The organism is Cupriavidus sp. 01L46, assembly GCF_056399905.1.
The window spans coordinates 20889-39001 of sequence record NZ_JBFTSF010000080.1; the positions used below are offsets into that span (position 1 = coordinate 20889).

The following is an 18113-nucleotide window of genomic DNA, read 5'->3' on the forward strand; positions in this document are numbered from 1 at the left end:
TCGCTGGCTTACTGCAGGCCGCGCAGCGCAAGCCCGGCGCTCACGATGTAGGCCGGCAGGTCGCGCTGCAGATAGCGCTCGTTGACCTTGACGGCTGTCATCATGTTGGCAAAGGGGTTGGCCAGCGTGGTGGTGATCTCGGTTTGCTGCTCGATCGCGCCTTGCACGCCGATCAGCGACGCATGGCCGCCGGAGAGCAGGATCTCGTCGACCCTGCCGATGCTCGAAGCTGACAGGAAGTTGCGCACGGCGCCTTGCACCTCCACCGCCAGCGCCTCCAGGGAGGGCTTGAGCRACTGGGTGCGCCAGGCTTCAGGCAGCGTATTCTTGCGCTTCTTGATCTCGGCCTTGAGCGCGTCCAGCGTAAACATGCGCGCCGCGCTCTGGGTGAGCTGGTCGCCGTAGCTGTTGAGCGGCTGCTCGTAGAGCTCTTTCCAGCCTTGGTAGAAGATCGCCTTGGAGCGGCTGCCGCCAAGGTGGATCACGGCCACCACGGGCAGTTCCTTGGCGTCGGTGGCGCTGATGTCGGCGGACACGCCCAGCATCTGCACCACGGAGCGCTGCACCGCGTATTCCTCGACGTCCATTACGTGCGGCTTGAGTCCGGCCATTTCGGCGGCGGTCACGCGCTCCTGCACACGGTCGCTGTTAGCCGCGGTAACGCGCACGCCGATGCCGCCCTCGGTTTCGCTGGGGCCGATCACGGCAAAGTCGAAATTGACGGCCTGCGACGGCGGATAGAGGCGATGCGCCTCGGATTCCACCTGGACGTAAAGCTCGTCCTCGGACAGGTTGTCCGGCAGGCTGACGGTCTGCGATTCGGTCAGCATCGAAGGCACGCCGAGCACCACCTCCTTGGTGCGGATGCCGGCTTTGCCGAGGGCGCGCTTCAGAGCGATGCCAACGGCTTCGATATTGACCACGTTGCCATCGGCAACGGCATTACGGTCCAGCAGTTCGCTGGCACATTTTTCCAGCCGATAGTCGTTGTTGCCACTGCCCACGGACAGCTCGACTACCTTAACGCTGGACGACCCGATGTCAACGCCGACCGTCGTACGGCGCAACAACCCCGACAAGATGCCTCGCCGCAAGGTGACCCCCTGACCGTTGAACTCGCCTTGGCTTGGTTGCTCTAATTTGGCGAGTCTGTATTGTTTCTTGGATGAAACGTTTTGCTCTTTTAGTTGGTGGATTCTCACCAAAAAACGGGGCGCTGGCAATGTGCCGGTTTGACCACGATTGCTTTTCATCAACACCCCTCGCAAAGCGTTGCCAAAATCCCACGGTGCCCCTCGCCCTACCCGCCTCGCCCATCTTTTCGTTTCATGCAGATCTCAATCCCATTACATCTTGTAACAGCACGATAGCGGCGTGCGCGCCACAACGCGCCGGGAGCGGAGTATCCCGGGAGATATAATCCCGGCACCTCTAACTAGGTATTTCCCTTATGGCCACAGCACAACAGAAGCCGTCCCTACCTGCCCGACGTCCGATCTGGATGCGGCTAACCTTTTGGGCCCTGGGCCTGCTGGTGGCCGGGATCGTGGCGGTGGCACTGCTGGTGGGATACGCGCTGCTGGTGGCCGCGCCCAACCTGCCATCGCTCGACACCATCACGGATTACCGCCCCAAGATCCCATTGCGGATCTACACGGCGGACAACGTGCTCATCGGTGAGTTCGGCGAGGAGCGGCGCAATTTTGTGCCGATTGCGGAAATACCGGACGTGATGAAGAAGGCCGTGCTGGCCATCGAGGACGATCGCTTCTACGAACATGGCGGCGTCGACTTCGTCGGCGTGCTGCGCGCCGGGCTGGCCAACCTGCGCGGCGGCCTGTCGCAGGGCGCCTCCACCATCACCATGCAAGTGGCGCGCAACTTCTTCCTCTCCAGCGAGAAGACGTACACCCGCAAGCTGTATGAAATGCTGCTGGCCTACAAGATCGAGGCCAACCTGTCCAAGGACCAGATCCTCGAGCTGTACATGAACCAGATCTACCTGGGGCAGCGCGCCTATGGCTTTGCCAGCGCGGCCCGGGTGTATTTCGGCAAGTCGATCAAGGACGTGACGCCGGCCGAGGCCGCCATGCTGGCCGGCCTGCCCAAGGCGCCGTCGGCCTACAACCCGGTGGTCAACCCCAAGCGCGCCAAGGTGCGCCAGGAGTACATCCTGCAGCGCATGCGCGACCTGCGCTACCTCACGCCCGAGCAATACGACCATGCCATCCACGAGGAACTGAAGGTGCGCGGCGAGGGCAATGAGTTCTCCACCCACGCCGAGTACGTGGCCGAGATCGTGCGCCAGTTGATGTACGCGCAATACCGTGAGGAAACCTACACCCGCGGCCTGACCGTCTACACCACGCTTAACAAGCTCGACCAGGACGCCGCCTATGAGTCGGTGCGCTCGGGCATCATGAATTACGAGCGCCGCCACGGCTACCGTGGACCCGAGGCCTTTATCGACCTGCCCCCCGGCGCGGACGAGCGCGAGCAGGCCATCGACGACGCGCTGCTGGAGCACCCGGGCAGCGACGACCTGCGCTCGGCCGTGGTCACCAGCGTGACGGCCAAGCAGGTCACCGCCACACTGCTGTCCGGCGAAGTCGCCACCATCGAAGGCCAGGCGCTGCGCTTCATTGCGCCGTCGCTGGCGGCCAATGCGCAGCCCAAGGCCAAGATCCGGCCGGGCGCGATCATCCGCGTGACGCAGGACGAAAAAGGCGCATGGACGGTCACGCAGCTGCCGGAAGTATCCGCCGCCTTTATCTCGCTCAACCCGGAAAACGGCGAGATCCGCTCGATGGTTGGCGGCTTCGATTTCAACCGCAACAAGTTCAACCACGTGACGCAGGCATGGCGCCAGCCCGGCTCCAGCTTCAAGCCGTTCATCTACTCCGCGGCACTGGAAAAGGGCTTCTCCCCCGCCACGGTGATCAACGACGCGCCGATTTCGATCAGCGACAACGGCGGCCAGGTCTGGGAGCCGAAGAACTACGATGGCAAGTTCGAAGGCCCGATGACCATGCGCCGCGCGCTGGCCAAGTCCAAGAACCTGGTGTCGGTGCGCATCCTGCGCGCCATCGGCACCCAGTACGCCCAGGACTACATCACGCGCTTCGGCTTCGACGCCGACAAGCACCCGGCTTACCTGCCAATGGCGCTGGGCGCGGGCAGCGTCACCCCGCTGCAGATGGCGGGCGCCTATTCGGTGTTTGCCAACGGCGGCTTCCGCGTCAATCCCTACCTGATCCAGAAGGTGGTCGATGCCCGCGGCAACGTGATTTCCGAGACCAAGCCCCAGCGCGCCGGCGAGGATGCAGTGCGCGTACTCGACGCCCGCACTGCCTTCATCGCCGATAGCATGCTGCGTGAGGTCGTGCGCAGCGGCACGGCAAACAGCGCCAAGCAGCGTCTGGGCCGCAATGACCTGGCCGGCAAGACCGGCACCACCAACGACGCCGTCGACGCCTGGTTCGCCGGGTACACGCCCAAGCTGGTGGCCATCGCCTGGATGGGCTACGACCAGCCCAAGAGCCTGGGCGTGCGCGAGACCGGCGGCGGCCTGGCCTTGCCGATCTGGGTGGGCTACATGGGCAAGATGCTCAAAGGCGCGCCGGAAATCCCCGAACGCCAGGCTCCGGAAGGCGTGGTCATGGTGGGCGGCGACTGGACCTTCGAGGAAAACGCGGGCGGCGCCGGCGTGGCTTCGGTTGGCCTGGGCGATCCATGGCCGGGCAAGCCGGACGAAAGCACGCAATCGCCCGCCGATGTCGAGGCAGAGAAGAAGCGCATCCTGGAGATGTTCGGCGGCGGCTGAGGCCCCGCCGGGACAGCTTCCCGCCAATGAAAAAGCCGGCTTCGCGCCGGCTTTTTCGTGCCTGGGCGAGAGCGCTCAGGCCAGTTTCAGCATCACCCCCGCCTGCTGGCTCACGTAGCCGGACAGCGCCGCATACAGCTCGCCGCCGCCGCGCGTATCGACCCAGCGCTGGCCATCATGGCGAAAATGGAAACCGCCCGAGCGCGCCGCCACCCACAGTTCCTGCATGGGCGCCTGGCTGTTGACGATGATCTTGGAGCCGTCTTCGAATTCGAGCTCCATGAGATTGCCGGCACGGTTGATTTCGATGTCGGCGTCGGCCGCGTCGGCGGCGGTTTCCACCGCACTTTCCAGCCGGTCCAGCTCTTGCTGGGCCAGCGCCAGGAACTCACTTTCACTCATGGGGGGCATGCTAAACTCCAAGACCGCCGGCCAGCGCCGCTATAGCGATGTAGTGCCGTAGCCGGCAGCGTATTGAAAAGTACTTCGTATTTCCGGTGGTCCCGCCGCGCTCCGCTTGAGGGACACTCCGGGACGATCGGGGACGACCCTGGACGACATTTTAAGGACGACCCGATGTTGCGTCGTGTTGCGATTGTATCGGCGTTTGCCGCCAGCCTTGCGATGCCCCTGCTGTCGGGATGCGGCATCCGCGGCCCGCTGACGATGCCCAAGCAGCCTCCCGCACCGGCGCAGCCGGGCGTACCGGATCCCGGCCTGGGCAACCCGGCCGTGCCGAATCCGGCGGCCCCCAAGGGCTCCGCCGCCACAACGGCACCCGCCACGGCTCCGGACGCAGTGCCGGCTGCCACTCCCACCGCCAAATAACCATGACCGCCTTCTTTCATCGCCACGACGGCGCCCTGAGCGTCGAGCATGTGCCGCTCGCGCGCATTGCCGCCGAATACGGCACCCCTACCTACGTCTACTCGCGCGCCGMGCTGACCGCCGCCTACCAGGCCTACGCCGCTGCGTGCCAGGGGCGCCGCGCGCGCGTGCAGTACGCCATGAAGGCCAATTCGAACCTGGCGATCCTGCAGGTCTTTGCCAGGCTCGGCGCGGGCTTCGACATCGTGTCGGGCGGCGAGCTGCAGCGCGTGCTGGCGGTGGGCGGCGATCCGCGCAAGGTAGTGTTCTCGGGCGTGGGCAAAACCACCGCCGAGATGGAACTGGCGCTCCAGCACGATGTGCTGTCATTCAACGTGGAGTCGATCCCCGAGCTGGACCGCCTCAATGCCGTGGCCGGCCGCCTGGGCAAGCGCGCGCGCGTGTCGCTGCGCATCAACCCGGATGTGGACGCCAAGACCCACCCGTATATCTCCACCGGCCTGAAGGGCAACAAGTTCGGCGTCGCCTTCGAAGACGTGCTGCCGACCTACCGCGCCGCCGCCGCGCTGCCGCACCTGGATGTCGCGGGCATCGACTGCCATATCGGCTCGCAGATCACCGAGGTCGCCCCTTACCTGGAAGCGCTGGACAAGGTGCTGGACGTGGTGGAAGCGCTGGAACGCGAAGGCATCAACCTTGAACACATCGACGTAGGCGGTGGGCTCGGCATCACTTACGACGACGAAACCCCGCCTGACATCACCGGCTTTGCCCGCACACTGCTGGACCGCGTGGCCGAGCGTGGCCATGGCCATCGCGAGGTGCTGTTCGAGCCGGGCCGCTCGCTGGTAGGCAACGCCGGCGTGCTGCTGACCCAGGTTGAGTTCCTCAAGCCGGGCGCCGCCAAGAACTTCTGCATCGTCGACGCAGCCATGAACGACCTGGCCCGTCCGGCCATGTACGAGGCCTACCACCGCATCGAGCCCGTGCAACTGCGCGAGGCCGCGCAGGCCACCGCCCTGACCTACGACGTGGTCGGCCCGGTATGCGAATCCGGCGACTGGCTCGGCCGCGACCGCGCCCTGGCGGTGCAGCCGGGCGACCTGCTGGCCGTGATGTCAGCCGGCGCCTATGGCTTCGTCATGAGCTCCAACTACAACACCCGCCCGCGCGCGGCCGAAGTCATGGTCGACGGCAACGACGTGCACCTGGTGCGCGGCCGCGAACACGTGGCTGACCTGTTCCGCGACGAACGGCTGCTGCAAGGCTAAGCTCCCGCTCCCCTGCGCAACCACTCGCGCGCCAATGGCCCCCAGCATCCTGATCCTGGGCGGCCGCGGCGATGCGACATCGACAGAGCTGGATCTGGTCCGGGGGGGCATCTTGAAGCGCTATGGCTCCCCCACGCGGGGCAGGCATAGCGCCCCGCCGAGCACGAGACTACGCTCTACCTTTGAGCCCTACCGCTGTGCATTGAGGCCAGTTGCGGGCTTGCGCCACCACCACCAGACCCGCATCGCGAGCAACCCGAACACCACGGCAGCGTAGATCGATACCGTGCCGAAGTCGTGCTTGCCGGCCTTATGCCACCAATAGTGCAGGATCGCCAGCACGGCGATGGYGTACACCGCCCGGTGCAGCCCTTGCCAGCGCTTGCCACCCAGCCGCTTGACCATGGCGTTGGCCGAGGTGGCCGCCAGCGGCGCCATCAGCACGAAGGCGGCAAACCCCACCGTGATGAAGGGGCGCTTGGCGATGTCCTTGATCATGTAGGCCACATCGAAGCCCCGGTCCACGGCAAGCCATAACAGGAAATGCTGCAGCGCGTAGAAGAAGGCAAAGAGCCCGAGCATGCGGCGCAGCCGGATCAGCCAGTTCCAGCCCGTGAGCCGGCGCAGCGGCGTCACCGCCAGCGTGACGCACAGCATGACCAGCGTCCAGGTGCCGGTCGAGCGCGTGACGAACTCCAGCGGATTGGCGCCGAACTGATCGGCAAAGCCAAGATAGAGCAGCCGCAGGAAAGGCAGCATGGCAAGCAGCCACACCGCTATCTTCACCGTGCGCACGCGTTCCGGCGCAAGCGTAGCGAACCCGGGCTGCCAGGCCGCCCGCGACGGGCGCACCGCCTCGCGCGACGGGGACATATCCGGGGGCGCCATCAGAAGAACTTCCGCAGGTCCATGCCCTGATACAGCGACGCCACCTGCTGCGCGTAGCCGTTGAATGGCAGCGTCTTGCGCTTGGGCGCGAACAGCGCGCCAAAGCCGCTGCCCTTGTCCTCGCCGATGCGGCGCTCCGTGGCCTGACTCCAGCGCGGGTGATCCACATCCGGATTCACGTTGGAGTAAAAACCGTACTCCTGCGCGGCGGCCAGGTTCCAGCTGGTGGCGGGCTGCTTGTCGACGAAGCGGATCTTGACGATGGACTTGGCACTCTTGAAGCCGTACTTCCAGGGCACCACCACGCGCACGGGCGCGCCGTTCTGGTTGGGCAGCACCTCGCCGTACAGGCCAAAGGCCAGCAAGGTCAGCGGGTGCATCGCCTCATCCATGCGCAGGCCTTCGGTGTAGGGCCAGTCCAGCACGCGAGCGCTAACGCCCGGCATCTGCTTCTTGTCGTTGAGGGTGACGAACTCCACGTACTTCGCGCCCGGCTGCGGCTCGACGCGGCGGACCAGCTCGGCCAGCGCGTAGCCGCTCCACGGAATCACCATCGACCAGCCCTCGACGCAGCGCAGCCGGTAAACCCGCTCTTCCATCGGCATCAGGCGCACGAGTTCGTCGATGTCGTAGACCTTGGGCTTCTTCACCAGGCCTTCGACCGCGACCTGCCACGGCCGGGTCCGCAGCGTGCCGGCATTGTGCGCCGGGTCCGCCTTGTCGGTGCCGAATTCGTAGTAGTTGTTGTACGTGGTGACGTCCTCGTAAGGCGTGCGCTTCTCGGGCACCACGTAGGCATTGTTGGGCGTGGCCGGCAGTTTCTGCCCGCGCKGCGCCTGGGCGTGCGCATCGCGTGCGAACCATGGCGCCAGCGTGCTCCCCGTGGCGCCCGCGGCAGCCAGCGCCAGCAAGCGGCGACGCGCGTCGAAAACACCTCGGGGCGTGATCTCGCTGGCGGCAATGTCGTCGCCGCGCAGCCATTTCGGGGAGGGGATCAGCATCGTTGTTCCTCGTTGCGTGCCATATGCAAAATGCGGTTCACCGTTCGTGCCTGGCCCGGGCTGGGCCCGCCTGGACGATTGGACTTGCGCTTGAGTCGGTTGGAGCGAGGGAATCCTGACATCCATTTTCAGGCCCGTCGTCGCCGTCACCGCCGCCTCGCCCGGCCTATGCATGCATTGTGGCCAGCAAACGGATGCAGGCTGCCCCGCGCAACGCATGACTATGGCTCAACCGCCCTGATACTGCCGGTAAACGGCCTCCGCCAGTGCCAGCAAGGGGGCGCGTTCCAGCGGCCCGGCCAGCGCGAAGCCAAGATCCCGGTCTACCCAGTAAAAGGCCATGGTACGCGCCGCGGCGGCGGGACGCTCACTTGGCCCCGGGGCCATGCGCTCCAGCCGGAAGCCCGTATCGGGCGTGTCGCGCGCCATGTGCCGCAGTTGCAGCGACAGCCGGGTGCCGTCGTCGGCCTCGTACATCAGGATGGCCGACGGACCGCCCTCGGCCACGCCGAGACGGCCCCCGATCAGGTGGAATCCCTGGGCGCGCAGGTCCGGCACGCGCAGCGGCGCGCCCAGGCGCTTGGACAGCCAGGCAACAAGATGGGCTTCATCGGTGGCCGCCACTTCGACCGGATGGCGCACCTCCGGCGCGTAGACGACATGGCTGGCCAGCGCCTCGCGCGCGAAGCGCTCCACCGACGGCGCCCCAGCCGCCAGCGTGTCCGCCCGATCATGCGCAACCCACCCGATTGCGCCGCCTACCGCCAGGGAGGCAAGGCTGCCGGCCAGCGCCATGCCCCAGCCAGCGGGTCGCCGCGCCGCGTCGCGGCGGCTGCCCCGCAGCCTTGGCGGAAGTGCCGCCAGCGGCACGGATTCATTGAGCACGCCATCGAATGCCGCGTGCAATTCTTCCGTTTGCCGCCGCCAGCCCCCCACGCGCTCCCCGGCTTCGGGATGGGCGGCCAGGTACGCTTCCACCTCGGCGCGTCGAGCGGGATCGAGCTGGCCATCGGCATAGGCGTGGAGATCGGCTTCGTTGACTGGGGACATCATTTGACTCGCTGCAGTCCGGCCGCGCGGCCGGCGGCCTGCGGGTTCGCTTCGGCTGCCTTGGCTGGCGCGCCGTCCATCAGCATGCGCATCTGCTCCCGAGCCCGCGACAGCCGGGACATCACGGTGCCCACCGGCACCGCGAGCACCTGCGCCGCCTCGGCATAGCTGAGCTGCTCCAGGCCGACCAGCAGCATCACCGCGCGCTGCGCCTCGGGCAAGCGGGCCAGCGCCCGCGCCAAGTCCAGCCGCAGGCCGGGCTCAGGCGCAGCACCGGGTACGTCGGGCAGCGTGTCGGTATAGGTCACCAGGTCGGCGCGACGGTACGCGTTCACGCGCAGCCGGTGCATCATGGTCAGCAGCCAGGACAGCAGTCCGTCCGCGCCATCGCCCCACCAGGCGCCCGCGCGCAGGCGAAAGCGCCAGCGGTAGCGCAGCGCGCGCTCCAGCGTGTCCTGCACCAGGTCGTCGGCGGATGCCGCGTCGCCGGTCAGGCCCCGGGCGTGGCGCCGCAAGCGCGGCGCCAGCGCCACCAGTTGGCGGTCGAAGCCGTCCATGCCGTCAGGCTGCCCTCACCCGTATCAGGGCGTTGCCGCGTGCCAGGCGTTGTTGAAGTTGTCGCCCGTGCGGTCGCCCGGCTTGGCATCCTTGGAGAAACGGTAGAGCGGMTTGCCGCGATAGGCCCATTGCTTGCCGCCATCGTCGCGCGTGATCACGCTGTAGTCGCCCGTGGCGCTGGTGCCAGGCGCGGCCATCAGGGGCGGCCAGTTGGTGGCGCAGCCACCATTGCAAGCGCTCTTGCCGGCCGTGTCACGGTCGAACGTGTAGAGCGTCAGGCCCTGGGGATCGGTCAATGTGCCACCGGCAACTTTCACCGTGGGCGGCATATTGCCGGCGCCGCMACCCATGCTGCCCATGCCCGAACAGGCGGACAGCAGGACCGCGGCAGAAGCGAGCGCGAGCACGGCGGGACGGGACAACGATGCGAGGGAAGCGACTGCGTTGGGACGGGAAAGGGCCATGATGTCGATCTCCATGCGATGCGGCACCGCCAGCCGGCGCCGTCCCTTCAGTAAACACCGGATGTGACGGCTTTATTCCATTCGGGCGAAAAAAAACCTGCCGCATCGGAGCGATGGGCAGGTTTTATCGTTGCGGCGCAACACCCAGATCAGAGTTCGCCGTAGCTATGCAAGCCGGAAAGGAACATGTTGACGCCCAGGAAGGCGAAGGTCGTGACCAGCAAACCCACCAGCGCCCACCAGGCCGCCATGGTGCCGCGCAGGCCTTTCATCAGCCGCATATGCAGCCASGCCGCGTAGTTCARCCAGACSRYCAGSGCCCAGGTTTCCTTGGGGTCCCAKSWCCARTAGCCGCCCCAGGCYTCCGCCGCCCACAGCGCGCCCAGGATGGTGGCGATGGTGAAGAAGGCAAAGCCCACCGCGATCGACTTGTACATCACATCGTCTAGCACTTCGAGCGAGGGCAGACGCTCGGCGAGAATGCCGTGCTGCTTGAGCAGGTAGGCCACCGACACCATGGCGGCCAGGGCGAAGGTGCCGTAGCCGATGAAATTGGCCGGCACGTGGATCTTCATCCACCAGCTCTGCAGCGCGGGCACCAGCGGCTGGATTTCGCTCGCGTCGCGGCTGACCGTATACCACAGCAGGAAACCGACGGCCGCCGATACCACCAGCATCACGAACGGCCCCAGCGCACGGGTCTTGTAGCGGCCTTCGTAATACAGGTGGAACAACGAGGTGATCAGCGTGAACAGCACGAACACTTCGTACAGATTGGAGATGGGGATGTGGCCGATGTCGGCGCCGATCAGGTAGGACTCGTACCAGCGCACCAGCATGCCGGTAAAGCCCAGCACCACCGCCGCCCACACCATCTTGCTGCCGATCTGCAGCCCGGTCTCCGAGCGCGCCAGCAGGCCGCCCCAATAGAACAGGGTGGACAGGAACACCAGGGCGCTCATCCACAAGATGGCGGACTGGCTCGACAGGAAGTACTTGAGGAAGAAGGCCTGCTCGGCGCGCGGCAACTGGCCCTGGTAGAGCTGGATCGCGAACAGCGACAACACGGTCAGCGTCACCATCAGCAGCCGCACCGGCTTCCAGTGCCATCCCAGCAGCGCAAAGGTAGGCACCGCGGCGATCAGCACGCCCTTGTCGTAGACATTCATCCACTCGCCGTAGCGCGCCAGCGCGAAGCCCGCGCCCACTGCCAGCATCAAGGCAAAGAGCCAGTCGACCCAGCCCAGCCGGCGCAGGAACGACGGCTCCAGGTAGGCCTGCTCGGCGTCACTCGCGGCAACGCCCGCCGGACTCTCGTGCACGCGCGGCCGGGCCTGATTCACATTCGAAGACATAGTGGTTCCTGCTTAATTGCGGGCGCCGGTCGTGTCGATGCTGCCGGCGGCGCGGCCAACATCGTCGCGCAGCGCGACAAACTCTTTCTCGAAATCCAATGTACGGCGCTGCGTGGACATGGCCATCAGCACATGGCTGGCGGCGCCCTGCCCGCTGGCGGTTCCCACGGCATCTGCGGGATCCTTCACCCAGAACCAGACGCGGCGCTCGCGGATGTAGAACATCGAGAACACGCCCAGCACCAAGAGCAGACAGCCAAGATACACGATGTTCTTCCCTGGTGCACGGGTCATCTGGAACACGCTGGCCTTCACTTCCGTGAAGTCGTCGAGCTGCAGGAAAACCGGCGCGGTGTAGAAGAAACTGTCGGACAGCGCATTAATGGCTTGCTGCATGAAAGCGCCGCTCTGGGCACTATTTGGCACCACCGGCAGCTTGTCCTGCGCGCGCGCCAACTGCCAGAGCTCCCACATCGACCCATTGAGGATCTTCAGCAGCACATCCGCGGCTTTCTGCTGCTCGGCCGGCGGCACGGACTTTTCCAGGAAGGCCGCAATCGCGGTGAAGCCGCCCGGCGGGGCTTGCGGGTTGCTGCGCGAGGCACCTGCAAACAGATCGAGCGCGCGCAAGGCACTCTCGGCCAACTGGCCGCGCAATACTTCGCGGCCATCGCCCGGCATCGAGGCAAGTGCGAAGCGGCGCGCGGCTTCGCTGCGCATCGCGCGGTCCTGGAGCGCGGCGCGCAAGCGCATCCAGTCCGCCACGCTGTTTTGCTCGTCGGCCGGGATGCGCAGGTAGCGGAACGGCTCGCTAGGCGTATCCCGCATGCCGGCAAGGAAGACCGACTGGCCATCGAGTTGCACCGGCACCATGTAGTTGTTGAATTCGCGGGCCTGGCCGTTGCGGTCGCGCAACTTGTACTGCACCGAAGGGCCAACGTTGCGCAACTCCTTTGCACGGTCAGGATTGACCGCCGAGCCCAGGTGGGACTCGAGCTTCTCGTTGAGCGACTTGCGCGCAACGCCACGCGCGTCCGGCTTGCCCGACGCATCGGTGACGTTCTCGATATTCATCAGGCGGAAATCGCTGAACTCGACCGTCAACCCCTCGGCATCGGCCGCGTTGCCCGTGCCGGTCAGTGGCGCGTTGGCGCCCACGGTGCCGGCAAAGGCAAAGGTCTTGTCGCCGATACCCTGCATCGGGTAGCCAACGAACTTCAGCTTGGAGCCGCCATCCTCGAAGCTGGACTGGTAGATGGCCACGCCATTCACTACCAGTGGCTCATTGACCTTGATGGTGGCCTCGGTCTTGCGGCCGGTGGCACGGTCCGTAATGACCACGTCGGAGGCGAACAGCTTGGGCATGCCGGTCGAGTAATGCTCGACGGTGAATTTCTTCAACGTGATATTGAACGGCAGGTCCTGCACCAGCGCGCCGTCCGAGATATTCAGGATGGCGGTGGACACCGTCGAGCCTTCCGGCACGAAGGCGTTGCCGCGAAAGCCCGGATTGTTGACCGACAAACGGTGCTCGGGCGGGATGTCGTTGATCACGGCGTTGCCGCTGATCGGGCTCTTTCCGCCAAACCACATCTGCGCGCGGATCAGCATGTCGCCATCGAGCAGGCCGCCGACGCAGATCACCACGATAGCGGTGTGCGCGAGGATGTAGCCTAGCTTGTTGGCCGCGCCCGCCTTGGCGGCCAGCAAGGTGGCGCCCTCATGCGCAACGCTCTTGATACGGTAGCCGCGATTGGCCAGCAGCGCGGTGAGGCGCGTCACCGCATCGGCGCGGGGGCGGCCCGAATCAAACTCGGCGTGATGGTGGAAGGACCGCAGGCTGCGCTCGCGCACGTGGTCCTTCCACGAGCGCATATCCTTGATCATCTTTGGCGCGTTGCGGGTCAGGCACAGCGAGGTGGAAATCACCAGGAAGGTCAGGATCAGCAGGAACCACCAGGAGCTGTAAACCTTTTGCAGCGACAGCGCGTGGAACAGGTCAGCCCAGAAGGGACCGAACTGGTTCACATAGTTGGGATAGGGCTCGTTCTGCTTGAGGACGGTGCCGACCACACTGGCAATCGCAATCACCGTCAGCAGCGCGATAGCGAAACGCATCGAGGACAGCAACTCGACCGCGTCGCGTAGCAGGCGGTGAGAAGTCTTCAGGTGCAGTCCTGACGTGGAAGCGGTGGACATGTGCAGTGGGGCCCTCGGCCTTGAAATGAAAAAGGGTGGACTTGCTCGCGCAGGCCACCCTCTTCGATTGTTGCCGGGCTGCTTGGTTGCACCTGTGCGTGGTGCCTCGCGAGTGGCGAGGCCCGCTGCGGTGCTCCGGCTACCCGGCGCGGAACGACTTAGCGAATCCCTGCGACGTAATCGGCCACAGCCTTGATCTCGGCGTCCGACATCTTGGCGGCGATGGTCGTCATCACGGGATTGTTCTTGCGGGTGCCCTGGCGGAACGCGACCAGTTGTGCTTCGGTGTACTCGGACCATTGACCGCCGATGCGCGGATACTGGGCCGGAATGCCGGCGCCGGTGGGGCCGTGGCAAGCCGCGCAGGCTGGCACGCCCTTGGCCGCGATGCCACCGCGATAGATCTTCTGGCCGGCTTCGATGGTGTCCTTGTTCTTGGCGGTGGCAGGCTTGAGGGTCTGCTTGGCCAGGTAGGCGCCGACGTCCTTCATTTCCTGCTCGGACAAGGCGGCCGCGTACGGCGACATGATGGCGTTGTTGCGAGCCTTGGCTTTGAAGTCGTCGAGCTGCTTGTGCACGTATTCCGGCTGCTGGGCGGCCAGCTTCGGATTGGCGGCGCCGCCGCTGTTGCCGTTGGCGCCATGGCAACTCAGGCAAGCCGGGACATTGCGATCAGGGGCACCTTGCGTGTAGAGGGTTTCGCCCTTGGCCGGATCAGCCTTTGCGGCGGCCTGCTCTGCGGCAGATGCCAGACCGGTCATGGCAGTTGCCGGCAGAGCCAGCGCCACAACAGCCAGAAGTTTCGCAATGCGGTTCATTCGCACACCTTGTCTGAATTGTTTTGAATTCCATGGGGCACGCCGTTCAGCACACTGCCCGCGGTGAGGACGCGATGGACAGGCACTTTGACATCGGAAATTCATCACGACGGACCGCCGGCTCGCCTGAAGCCAGAAAACGCCCAGGCGAAGGCCGGATGGCACCGCCCCCATGCGAACGAGAGCGGCAGACCGTGCGAATATCCCGGTAGCAGGCCCAGACCCCCGGTTGGCCCTCTTGCGCCGGCGCCAGGCTTCGGCGCCAAAACAGGGACTAGACCAACAGGCTTGCTACCACGATGGAACGGACACGCAAGACTTCCCTGCCAGATAAATGCGCGACCAAGGATGCCGCGCGTCACCTAATCGGGAGGCCGTTAACCGCGTTATTGTACAATAAATCGTGTGCCGGATAGAGGATGTGCGCGCCGCGACGCGGCCAGACGCCAGCCCCGGCCATCCAGGCGGCCACATGTGCCGCCCACCTCACTCACATCGGCGCGGTGACGCCAGCGAACCCGCCTGAATCCAGGCGGCAGCCCGCCCCCACCCGCCCCATCGCCCAAGCGCATGTCCCTCCTACATCAGGCCCGCTTTTTCGTTACCGTCAATCATCTGCGCGACCTGCCTGCCACGGCCGTGCCGGAAGTGGCGTTCGCCGGCCGCTCCAACGCCGGCAAATCCACCGCCATCAACATCCTGTGCAATCAGAAGCGGCTGGCTTTCTCGTCGCGCACGCCAGGCCGCACCCAGCACATCAACTTCTTCGGCGTGGCCCCGGTCAAGGCGCCGGACCCGCTCGCCTTCCTCGTCGACTTGCCCGGCTACGGCTATGCGCAGGTCTCGGGGTCGGCCAAGTTCCATTGGCAAGCGTTGCTGAGCGACTACGTGCAGACCCGCTCGCAGCTGTCCGGCCTGGTGCTGATGATGGACGCGCGCCGCCCCTTTACCGACCTGGATTGCCAGATGGTCGAGTGGTTCCTGCCCACGGGCCGGCCGATTCACGTGCTGCTGACCAAGGCTGACAAGCTGACCAACAGCGAGAACGCCCTTGCCTTGCGCGAAACCCGTAAGGTGCTGGCCGGCTACGCAGAACAGCTCGACACGCCCGTACCCCTGACCGCACAGCTGTTCTCCAGCCTGAAGCGCCGCGGCATCGAGGAAGCCCAGCGCGTGGTGGCGGGCTGGCTGTCCCTGCCCGAGGCCCTGCCGCCCGCAGCCCAGGACAGCAAGGCCGCGGCTGCGCGGCAAGCCCAAGCCGAGCCAGATACGGCTGCGGACGATGCGCCTCCCGACACGCCCGCGAACTGATCCTTTGGTGCCGCAAAGCGTACCTACCCCTGCGCCCGCCCTGTTGTCGAATCGACAAGTGAATCGGTGAATGAGCCGGCAAAAAAAAACCCCGTTGCAAGCAACGGGGGCGAACTTTCCCACCGGTTAAGGGCGGGTACCCGCTCAGGGAGGAGTAGCGGGGGACGCTGCATCACGCAAGCGCAACGCAGAGTGTCCGCGAGTATGATAGCGGGCGAGATCAAAAGTTTAGTTTTTCTTTCGCAAGCGGCCTGGTCAGGCACTCGCCAGCCACATCGCGCCAGCCGCCCGGCAGACTCCCCCACTTCTTTTCCGACTCCTCTCTCAAGCCATGTCCACTTTTCCCGAGTACCGTCCGCGCCGCATGCGCCGTGATGATTTCTCACGCAGGCTGATGCGCGAGAACCGCTTGTCACCAGATAACCTGATCTATCCGGTATTTATCGTCGACGGCCATCACCAGCGCGAGAGCGTGGCGTCCATGCCCGGCGTAGAGCGTTTGTCGATTGATCTGTTGCTGCCGGTGGCGGAAGACTGCGTGAAACTCGGCATCCCGGTCATCGCGCTGTTCCCGGTCATCGATCCGGCCTTGAAAACGCCCGACGGCATCGAGGCGACCAACGCCGAAGGCCTGATCCCGCGCGCCGTGCGCGCGCTCAAGGACCGCTTCCCGGAACTGGGCGTGCTGACCGACGTGGCGCTGGATCCGTACACCAGCCACGGCCAGGACGGCGTGCTGGACGACGACGGCTACGTGATCAATGACGTCACCGTGGAGATCCTGGTCAAGCAGGCGCTGACGCAGGCCGCGGCCGGCGTCGATATCGTGGCGCCCTCGGACATGATGGACGGGCGCATCGGCGCCGTGCGCGCGGCGCTGGAAGACGGCGGCCATATCCATACCCGGATCATGGCGTACTCGGCCAAGTTCGCCTCAGCCTTCTACGGCCCGTTCCGCGATGCGGTGGGCTCGGCGGCCAACCTGGGCAAGGGCAACAAGATGACCTACCAGATGGACCCGGCCAACTCCGACGAAGCCCTGCGCGAAGTGGCGCAGGACATCATGGAAGGCGCTGACATGGTGATGGTCAAGCCCGGCATGCCCTACCTCGACATCCTGCGGCGCGTGAAGGACGAGTTCCGTTTCCCCACCTACGTCTACCAGGTCAGCGGCGAGTACGCGATGCTCAAGGCCGCAGCCCAGAATGGCTGGCTGGATCACGACAAGGTCATGATGGAATCGCTGCTGGCCTTCCGCCGCGCCGGCGCCGATGGCATCCTGACCTATTTCGCACGCGACGCCGCTCGCCTGCTCACGCGCTGAACCGCCCCGGATGCAGCTGCTAGGCTTTTCCGCTAGTCAGGTCCATCCGCTCGCCTCGCTCGACGCGGCGCGCGACTTCCTCGCCGGCAATGCAGCGGCCCGTTTCGTCTGGGTCGACACGCCGATCGAGGAAATCAGCGCCGCGCCGACGGCCTGGCGCGACCGCGTCCAGGCGCTGACGGGCGCCGCGGTGCTGGACCTGCATCTCATCGATGCCACCAACCCGTCGCATCCGTCGTATTTCGATACGACGCATGCCTACGACATGGTGATCTTCCGCAAGCTTACCTTCGAGACCAGCCGGCTGATCGCCGAGGCTGGCGCAGAGGGGGCGGCGGCATCCGGAACGAGTGCGAGTACGGCTGCAACGGCGGCGGCCTCGGCCACCGCCGCGATAGACATGTCGACGATGCCGGGCCAGCCCGTGGCTTCGGCCACGGCTTCCGCCGCCGCGACAGCCGGCCCGCAGTCCGCGGCAAAACCCAGTGCCCCAGCCAAGCCGCGCCGCTACCCGCCGGGCTTCCTGCCCGCGCTGGCCAAGATCGATACCCAGCCGGTCACGTTCTTCGTCTTTGACAACGTGCTGCTGACGGTACGGCCCGCGCAATCGCGCACGCTGGACCAGGTGCGCCAGCGCCTGCTTGAGCTGTGCCAGGCGCCGCGGCCGCAAGCGGCGTCAAAGACACGGGCCAACGGCCACGCCGCGCTGGTGCATGGCATCCGCCCGCCAACGCGCCCGGAAGACCTGATGCTGCGGCTGCTCAACGCCATGGTCGACCGCTACCTGGACCTGCGTGCGCCGCTGACGCGCCAGCTCGACCGGTGGCAGCGCGCGCTGCTTAACGCGCGGCGCAGCTTTTCCAGCTGGGAGGGCTTGCTCGATGCCCGCATCGAGCTGCGGCGGCTGGAGCACTTGTGCGAGGAGCAGCACGACGCGCTGCAGGAGTTCCGCGACAGTCTGCTCGACAACAGCTACAGCATCGCGAGTGAAGGGCCCGCCGCAGGCTCGCCAGGTACGCCAAGCACGGCGGGCCGCGACGATGCGCTGCTGGTGCGGATCAACGACGTGATGGAGCACATCTCGCGCGTGCTCGCGCATGCGCGCCGGCTGGAGGACTCGATCGAATCCGCGGTGCAGATTCACTTCTCTTCGGTGGCGCACCGCACCAATCGCACCATGCGCACGCTGACGCTGATCACCGCGCTGTTCATGCCGCTCACGC

Annotated in this window: 16 protein-coding genes; 6 read left to right on the forward strand and 10 right to left on the reverse strand. The window is 65.8% G+C overall.

The window, feature by feature from the left end:
• Positions 1–8: 8 nt before the first annotated feature.
• The gene (gene pilM / locus AC1DS3_RS16550) at positions 9–1079 is read right to left on the reverse strand and encodes a type IV pilus assembly protein PilM (RefSeq protein WP_477127544.1); all 1071 of its coding nucleotides are present in this window, start codon (positions 1077–1079) and stop codon (positions 9–11) included.
• A gap of 371 nt (positions 1080–1450) precedes the next feature.
• Between pilM and AC1DS3_RS16555 the strand changes: the two genes are divergently transcribed.
• Positions 1451–3823 (forward strand): penicillin-binding protein 1A, encoded by a 2373-nt coding sequence (locus tag AC1DS3_RS16555; protein WP_441637875.1) that lies wholly within the window; start codon positions 1451–1453, stop codon positions 3821–3823.
• A 75-nt stretch (positions 3824–3898) separates the two neighbouring features.
• Here the strand turns inward: AC1DS3_RS16555 and cyaY are convergent, their stop codons facing one another.
• Positions 3899–4234, reverse strand: a complete 336-nt coding sequence (gene cyaY / locus AC1DS3_RS16560; protein ID WP_441637877.1) for an iron donor protein CyaY — start codon at positions 4232–4234, stop codon at positions 3899–3901.
• 165 nt (positions 4235–4399) lie between these two features.
• Between cyaY and lptM the strand changes: the two genes are divergently transcribed.
• The gene (gene lptM, locus AC1DS3_RS16565; protein WP_441637879.1) at positions 4400–4651 is read left to right on the forward strand and encodes an LPS translocon maturation chaperone LptM; all 252 of its coding nucleotides are present in this window, start codon (positions 4400–4402) and stop codon (positions 4649–4651) included.
• A 2-nt stretch (positions 4652–4653) separates the two neighbouring features.
• Complete coding sequence (gene lysA / locus AC1DS3_RS16570; RefSeq protein WP_477127545.1) at positions 4654–5922, forward strand: diaminopimelate decarboxylase; 1269 nt, start codon at positions 4654–4656, stop codon at positions 5920–5922.
• 189 nt (positions 5923–6111) lie between these two features.
• Here the strand turns inward: lysA and msrQ are convergent, their stop codons facing one another.
• The 8 genes from msrQ to AC1DS3_RS16610 form a co-directional block, all read right to left on the reverse strand.
• Complete coding sequence (gene msrQ, locus AC1DS3_RS16575; RefSeq protein WP_477127550.1) at positions 6112–6795, reverse strand: protein-methionine-sulfoxide reductase heme-binding subunit MsrQ; 684 nt, start codon at positions 6793–6795, stop codon at positions 6112–6114.
• A 14-nt stretch (positions 6796–6809) separates the two neighbouring features.
• Positions 6810–7811, reverse strand: a complete 1002-nt coding sequence (gene msrP, locus AC1DS3_RS16580) for a protein-methionine-sulfoxide reductase catalytic subunit MsrP (RefSeq protein WP_477127546.1) — start codon at positions 7809–7811, stop codon at positions 6810–6812.
• A gap of 228 nt (positions 7812–8039) precedes the next feature.
• Positions 8040–8864 carry an anti-sigma factor family protein gene (locus AC1DS3_RS16585; RefSeq protein WP_441637887.1) on the reverse strand — a complete coding sequence of 275 codons (825 nt, stop codon included), beginning with the start codon at positions 8862–8864 and terminating at the stop codon, positions 8040–8042.
• On the reverse strand, positions 8861–9418 hold the full coding sequence (locus tag AC1DS3_RS16590; protein WP_174424935.1) for an RNA polymerase sigma factor: 558 nt from the start codon (positions 9416–9418) through the stop codon (positions 8861–8863). Before AC1DS3_RS16590 ends, AC1DS3_RS16585 begins: the two co-directional genes overlap by 4 nt.
• A 24-nt stretch (positions 9419–9442) precedes the next feature.
• Positions 9443–9883, reverse strand: a complete 441-nt coding sequence (locus AC1DS3_RS16595; RefSeq protein ID WP_477127547.1) for a COG4315 family predicted lipoprotein — start codon at positions 9881–9883, stop codon at positions 9443–9445.
• A gap of 149 nt (positions 9884–10032) precedes the next feature.
• Complete coding sequence (gene ccsB, locus AC1DS3_RS16600) at positions 10033–11238, reverse strand: c-type cytochrome biogenesis protein CcsB (RefSeq protein ID WP_477127548.1); 1206 nt, start codon at positions 11236–11238, stop codon at positions 10033–10035.
• A 12-nt stretch (positions 11239–11250) separates the two neighbouring features.
• Positions 11251–13437, reverse strand: coding sequence for a cytochrome c biogenesis protein ResB (locus AC1DS3_RS16605; RefSeq protein WP_441637893.1), 2187 nt, complete (start codon positions 13435–13437; stop codon positions 11251–11253).
• Positions 13438–13595: 158 nt separating this feature from the next.
• On the reverse strand, positions 13596–14255 hold the full coding sequence (locus AC1DS3_RS16610; protein WP_441637896.1) for a c-type cytochrome: 660 nt from the start codon (positions 14253–14255) through the stop codon (positions 13596–13598).
• A 570-nt stretch (positions 14256–14825) separates the two neighbouring features.
• On the opposite strand from AC1DS3_RS16610, the gene yihA reads away from it, so the two are divergent.
• The 3 genes from yihA to AC1DS3_RS16625 form a co-directional block, all read left to right on the forward strand.
• A complete protein-coding gene (gene yihA, locus AC1DS3_RS16615; protein WP_441637898.1) occupies positions 14826–15566 on the forward strand; it encodes a ribosome biogenesis GTP-binding protein YihA/YsxC in 741 nt (246 codons plus the stop codon).
• A 331-nt stretch (positions 15567–15897) separates the two neighbouring features.
• Positions 15898–16890, forward strand: a complete 993-nt coding sequence (gene hemB, locus AC1DS3_RS16620; protein WP_441637900.1) for a porphobilinogen synthase — start codon at positions 15898–15900, stop codon at positions 16888–16890.
• 10 nt (positions 16891–16900) lie between these two features.
• A partial coding sequence (locus AC1DS3_RS16625) for a CorA family divalent cation transporter (RefSeq protein ID WP_477127549.1) occupies positions 16901–18113 on the forward strand: 1213 nt, incomplete at its 3' end.

What these genes read in the sequence shown, in the direction of transcription:
- AC1DS3_RS16605 (WP_441637893.1), bottom strand. Translation starts at nt 13,437, where the DNA reads ATGTCCACCGCTTCCACGTCAGGACTGCACCTGAAGACTTCTCACCGC.
- AC1DS3_RS16610 (WP_441637896.1), bottom strand. Translation starts at nt 14,255, where the DNA reads ATGAACCGCATTGCGAAACTTCTGGCTGTTGTGGCGCTGGCTCTGCCG.
- AC1DS3_RS16555 (WP_441637875.1), top strand. Translation starts at nt 1,451, where the DNA reads ATGGCCACAGCACAACAGAAGCCGTCCCTACCTGCCCGACGTCCGATC.
- AC1DS3_RS16585 (WP_441637887.1), bottom strand. Translation starts at nt 8,864, where the DNA reads ATGATGTCCCCAGTCAACGAAGCCGATCTCCACGCCTATGCCGATGGC.
- lptM (WP_441637879.1), top strand. Translation starts at nt 4,400, where the DNA reads ATGTTGCGTCGTGTTGCGATTGTATCGGCGTTTGCCGCCAGCCTTGCG.
- hemB (WP_441637900.1), top strand. Translation starts at nt 15,898, where the DNA reads ATGTCCACTTTTCCCGAGTACCGTCCGCGCCGCATGCGCCGTGATGAT.
- yihA (WP_441637898.1), top strand. Translation starts at nt 14,826, where the DNA reads ATGTCCCTCCTACATCAGGCCCGCTTTTTCGTTACCGTCAATCATCTG.
- AC1DS3_RS16590 (WP_174424935.1), bottom strand. Translation starts at nt 9,418, where the DNA reads ATGGACGGCTTCGACCGCCAACTGGTGGCGCTGGCGCCGCGCTTGCGG.
- cyaY (WP_441637877.1), bottom strand. Translation starts at nt 4,234, where the DNA reads ATGCCCCCCATGAGTGAAAGTGAGTTCCTGGCGCTGGCCCAGCAAGAG.